This is a genomic window from Mycobacterium sp. TH-M103 (assembly GCF_057473785.1).
In genome coordinates this window covers 1-4838 of the sequence record NZ_JBYCLG010000129.1, presented here as the reverse complement: position 1 = coordinate 4838, position 4838 = coordinate 1, and the positions used below count along the sequence as shown (strand labels likewise).

4 protein-coding genes and 1 pseudogene are annotated in these 4838 nt (G+C 67.6%); 3 read left to right on the top strand and 2 right to left on the bottom strand.

Annotation, left to right across the window (positions count from 1 at the left end):
* The coding region (locus AC2VOR_RS07360) for a 3'-5' exonuclease (protein WP_486963499.1) at positions 1–1436 on the top strand (1436 nt) is incomplete at its 5' end.
* Positions 1437–1453: 17 nt separating this feature from the next.
* On the opposite strand, the gene AC2VOR_RS07355 is transcribed toward AC2VOR_RS07360, so the two are convergent.
* Entirely contained in the window at positions 1454–2029 is a 576-nt protein-coding gene (locus AC2VOR_RS07355) for a hypothetical protein (protein WP_369737179.1), read from the bottom strand.
* A gap of 4 nt (positions 2030–2033) precedes the next feature.
* The gene (locus tag AC2VOR_RS07350) at positions 2034–3122 is read right to left on the bottom strand and encodes a M23 family metallopeptidase (RefSeq protein WP_369737180.1); all 1089 of its coding nucleotides are present in this window, start codon (positions 3120–3122) and stop codon (positions 2034–2036) included.
* 277 nt (positions 3123–3399) lie between these two features.
* Between AC2VOR_RS07350 and sucC the strand changes: the two genes are divergently transcribed.
* Positions 3400–4563 (top strand): ADP-forming succinate--CoA ligase subunit beta, encoded by a 1164-nt coding sequence (sucC, locus tag AC2VOR_RS07345; protein ID WP_369737181.1) that lies wholly within the window; start codon positions 3400–3402, stop codon positions 4561–4563.
* A gap of 11 nt (positions 4564–4574) precedes the next feature.
* A pseudogene (locus AC2VOR_RS07340) lies at positions 4575–4838 on the top strand (succinate--CoA ligase subunit alpha); the annotation flags it as partial.

Genomic DNA, 4838 nt, shown 5'->3' with positions numbered 1-4838 from the left:
ACTATCCCGATGCCACGACGATTCTGCTGGAACAAAATTACCGCTCGACGCAGAACATTCTGTCGGCGGCCAACTCGGTGATCGCGCGCAACTCCGGACGGCGCGAGAAGCGGCTGTGGACCGACGCCGGCGCCGGGGAGCTGATCGTCGGCTACGTCGCCGACAACGAGCACGACGAGGCCAGGTTCGTGGCCGAGGAGATCGACGCCCTGGCCGACCGCGGCGAGATCACCTACAACGACGTGGCCGTCTTCTACCGCACCAACAACTCGTCGCGGTCGCTGGAAGAGGTGTTCATCCGCGTCGGAATTCCCTACAAAGTCGTTGGGGGAGTGCGGTTCTACGAGCGCAAGGAAATCCGCGACATCGTCGCCTACCTGCGGGTGCTGAACAACCCCGGCGATGCGGTCAGCATGCGGCGCATCCTCAACACCCCGCGGCGGGGGATCGGCGAGCGGGCCGAGGCCTGCGTGGCGGTGTACGCCGAGAACACCGGCGCGAGCTTCGCCGACGCGCTCGTGGCGGCCGCCGCGGGCAAGGTGCCGATGCTCAACAGCCGCGCGGAGAAGGCGATCGCCGGGTTCGTCGAGATGCTCGACGAGTTGCGGGGTCGCCTCGACGACGATCTCGGCGACCTGGTCGAGTCGGTGCTCGAGCGCACCGGATACCGCCGCGAGCTGGAGTCCTCGAGCGATCCGCAGGAGCTGGCCCGGCTGGACAACCTCAACGAACTCGTCAGCGTCGCCCACGAATTCAGCACCGATCAGGCCAACGCGGCAGCGCTGGCGGCTCCCGAGGACGAAGACGTGCCGGACACCGGTGTGCTGGCGTCGTTCCTGGAGAGGGTGTCGCTGGTGGCCGACACCGACGAGATTCCCGAACACGGCGCCGGTGTGGTCACCCTGATGACGTTGCACACCGCGAAGGGCCTGGAGTTCCCGGTCGTGTTCGTCACCGGCTGGGAGGACGGCATGTTCCCGCACATGCGCGCCCTCGACGACCCGAGCGAGCTCTCCGAGGAGCGGCGGCTGGCCTACGTCGGCATCACGCGGGCCCGGCAGCGGCTGTACGTGAGCAGGGCCGTCGTCCGGTCGTCGTGGGGCCAGCCGATGCTCAACCCCGAATCGCGCTTCCTGCGCGAGATTCCCCAGGAGCTGATCGACTGGCGGCGCAGCGCGCCCGCGCCGTCGTTCAGCGCACCGGTCAGCGGCGCCGGCCGGTTCGGTGCGCCGCGGGCGACGCCGACCCGCGCGGGGATGGCCAAACGTCCGCTGCTGGTGCTGCAGCCCGGGGACCGGGTCACGCACGACAAGTACGGGCTGGGCCGCGTCGAGGAGGTTTCCGGCGCCGGCGAATCCGCGATGTCGCTGATCGACTTCGGCAGCTCAGGCCGGGTCAAGCTGATGCACAACCACGCCCCGATCAGCAAGCTGTAGGCGGAACTGGCGGGCGGCTATTCCTCCAGCCAATCCTTGGTGCGCGGGTGCATCGCCAGCACGACGCTGGCGACCGGCAGCAACGGGAGGGTGTGCACGATCCACGCGACGCGGGCACCCGCGATGAACACGCCACCGTAGGTGAGCACCGCGACCACCGCGCCGGCCACGATGAGGTACCGCCCGAGGGGGCGGTGCTGCAGCAGCATGATGACGCCGGTGACGGTGGCCACGGCAAAGACCAGCGCGAGAAACGCGATCGCGAGGCAGAACAGCCGGTCGGTTCTCCACCAGCCGGCGATCAGGTCCGTGGCCACGACCGAGGTGGCCCACCCGCTGACGATGCTGACCGCGCAGGCGGCGACGGCCGTCCGGTCGCTCGGCGCCTCGCCCGGGAAACCCGCCCGATCCCCGGCTTGGGGTCCGGCCGGATACGACGGCGGTGGTTGGGGGGCGAACTGGCCGGTCGGCGATCGCGGCGCCTTGGGTATCGGGCCGGTGGGTGCACGCCGGATGATCCGCGACCCGGAGTCGAACGACGGCGCGTCGGACTCGGCTGGGCGCTGACGGGTGGGTTCGTTCGGTGAGCTCACCAGATCAACCGGTGTAGTTGCCCAGGTACAGACCCCGCCTGGCCAGCCAGGGCACCGGGTCGATGCGTTGGCTGCCGCCCTGCAGCACCTCGAAATGCAGATGCGGTCCGGTCGAATTGCCCCGGTTGCCCATGGTGGCGATCTGGTCGCCGGCCATCACCCGCTGACCGACGCTGACCAGCGTCGAGTTGATGTGACCGTAGAGCGTGACCGTCCCGTCGGCGTGGCGCAGCTTGACCAGCGCGCCGTAGCCGGCGGCCGGGCCGGCCTCCACGACGACTCCGTCGGAGACGGCGAGGATGGGCGTTCCGATCGAGTTGGCGATGTCGATTCCGGCGTGCAGCACTCCCCAGCGATACCCAAAGTTGGAGGTGAATATCCCTTTGGTCGGCATGACGTAGAGCGGCTGCTGCAGCCGCGCCTCGCGCTGGGCGCGATCGTTGGCGAAAGCGACGCCCTTGGCCAGTTCTTCGTTGTGGACCGCGACGTTTGCCGCGGGCTGCACGGCGATCACCTGAGCTCCCCGGATCGTGCCGGTGCCCGCCCCGCCGGTGAGCGGCGACGCGTGGGCGGTCAGCACGGCCGTGGTCCTGGGTGCGTCGGTGTGGCTGGTCGCGGTATGCGCCGCGGCGGCCGCCGCTCCGGCTGCCATCGCCGAGATGAGCAGCCGGCCCCTGGCCGCGCTGGTCGGCTCTTTGCGATGCTGGCCTCCGCGCCGCACCGCGCTGATCACCTGGGTGGCCTCGGGGTCATCGGAGTGCAGAAGATGCCTGATCTCGATGCCCGGCTCGATGGCCACCCGGACGTCGAGCGGATGGGGGGCGGCCAGTCGCAGCGGGATCAGATCGTCGCTCGCGTCGAGGTCATCGAGCTCGGGCGCCAGCAGGACACGCGCTCCGTTGTCGAAGGCGGTGTCGTTGCTGAAATCCAGCTCGGCGAGATCGCCGAAGTCGTCGGCGAAATCCGCAACCTCGAAGTCGAAGCCGTCGAGGGGCAGGATTTCGGTCACTTCGTTGCGGTGCGGCTTTACCCTGCGGTGCGTGATACCCGGCCCTGTGGCGGCGGGCGAACGACTCAAACGGTGCTGGGACAAACTGGAATGTCCTCGTATCGTGACCATAACGTTATCTGGACCCTAGGACGTTATCCGCTGACCGAAGCAACTGGCAACCTCACGACACGGTTCGACCGATTTTGTGATCTGGCTCACCCCGGGCCCATGCGCCGAAAGGGCCGTGACCTGCGCCACATCGGTGGACGCGGCGTCGGGATCCTTTTTGCGTGTGGATACAGTGCCACCGTGCGCGTTGCCGATCCGGGCACCGCCGACGGACAGGCCTAGCAGCAAGCCGAGCGAAGACAGTGAGTCCATGGACCTTTTCGAATACCAAGCCAAAGAATTGTTCGCCAAACACAACGTACCGAGCACGCCGGGCCGGGTGACCGACACCGCCGAGGGTGCCAAGGCTATCGCGACCGAAATCGGTCACCCCGTGATGGTCAAGGCTCAGGTGAAGGTCGGCGGTCGCGGGAAGGCCGGCGGTGTGAAGTACGCCGCCACGCCCGACGACGCCTACGAGCACGCCAAGAACATCCTCGGCCTGGACATAAAGGGCCACCTCGTCAAGAAGCTTCTGGTCGCCGAGGCCAGCGACATCGCCGAGGAGTACTACATCTCCTTCCTGCTGGACCGGGCCAACCGGACGTATCTGGCGATGTGCTCGGTCGAGGGCGGCATGGAGATCGAAGAGGTCGCCGCCACCAAGCCCGAACGGCTGGCCAAGGTCCCGGTAGACGCCGTCAAGGGCGTCGACCTCGACTTCGCGCGCTCCATCGCAGAAAAGGGCCACCTGCCGGCTGAGGTGCTCGACGCGGCCGCGGTCACCATCTCCAAGCTGTGGGAGCTCTTCGTCGCCGAGGACGCCACACTGGTCGAGGTCAATCCGTTGGTGCGTACCCCGGACGACCGCATTCTGGCGCTGGACGGGAAGGTCACGCTCGACGCCAACGCCGACTTCCGTCACCCCGAGCACGCCGAGTTCGAGGACCGCGCGTCCACCGACCCGCTCGAGCTCAAGGCCAAGGAGCACGACCTCAACTACGTCAAGCTCGACGGCGAGGTCGGCATCATCGGCAACGGCGCCGGTCTGGTCATGTCGACGCTGGACGTGACCGCCTATGCCGGCGAGAAGCACGGCGGCGTCAAGCCTGCCAACTTCCTCGACATCGGCGGGGGCGCATCGGCCGAGGTGATGGCCGCCGGGCTGGACGTGATCCTGAACGACGTCCAGGTCAAGAGCGTGTTCGTGAACGTCTTCGGCGGCATCACCTCCTGCGACGCCGTGGCGACCGGGATCGTCAAGGCGCTGGAGATCCTCGGCGACGAGGCCAACAAGCCGCTGGTTGTTCGTCTCGACGGCAACAACGTCGACGAGGGCCGCCGCATCCTGGCCGAGGCCAACCATCCGCTGGTGATCCAGGCCGAGACCATGGACGCCGGTGCAGACAAAGCCGCCGAGCTGGCGAACAAGTAAGGGAGCCAATCATGTCGATCTTCCTGAACAAAGATTCCAAGGTCATCGTCCAGGGCATCACCGGTGGCGAGGGCACCAAGCACACCGCGCTCATGCTGAAGGCGGGAACCCAGGTGGTGGGCGGCGTCAACGCCCGCAAGACGGGAACCACCGTGTTGCACAAGGATTCCGGTGGCAAGGACGTCGAGTTGCCGGTGTTCGGCACCGTCGAGGAGGCGATGAAGAAGACCGGCGCCGACGTGTCCGTCGTCTTCGTGCCGCCGAAGTTCGCCAAG

Excerpts from the sequence above, each read along its gene's own strand:
- sucC (WP_369737181.1), top strand. The coding sequence starts at position 3,400 with ATGGACCTTTTCGAATACCAAGCCAAAGAATTGTTCGCCAAACACAAC.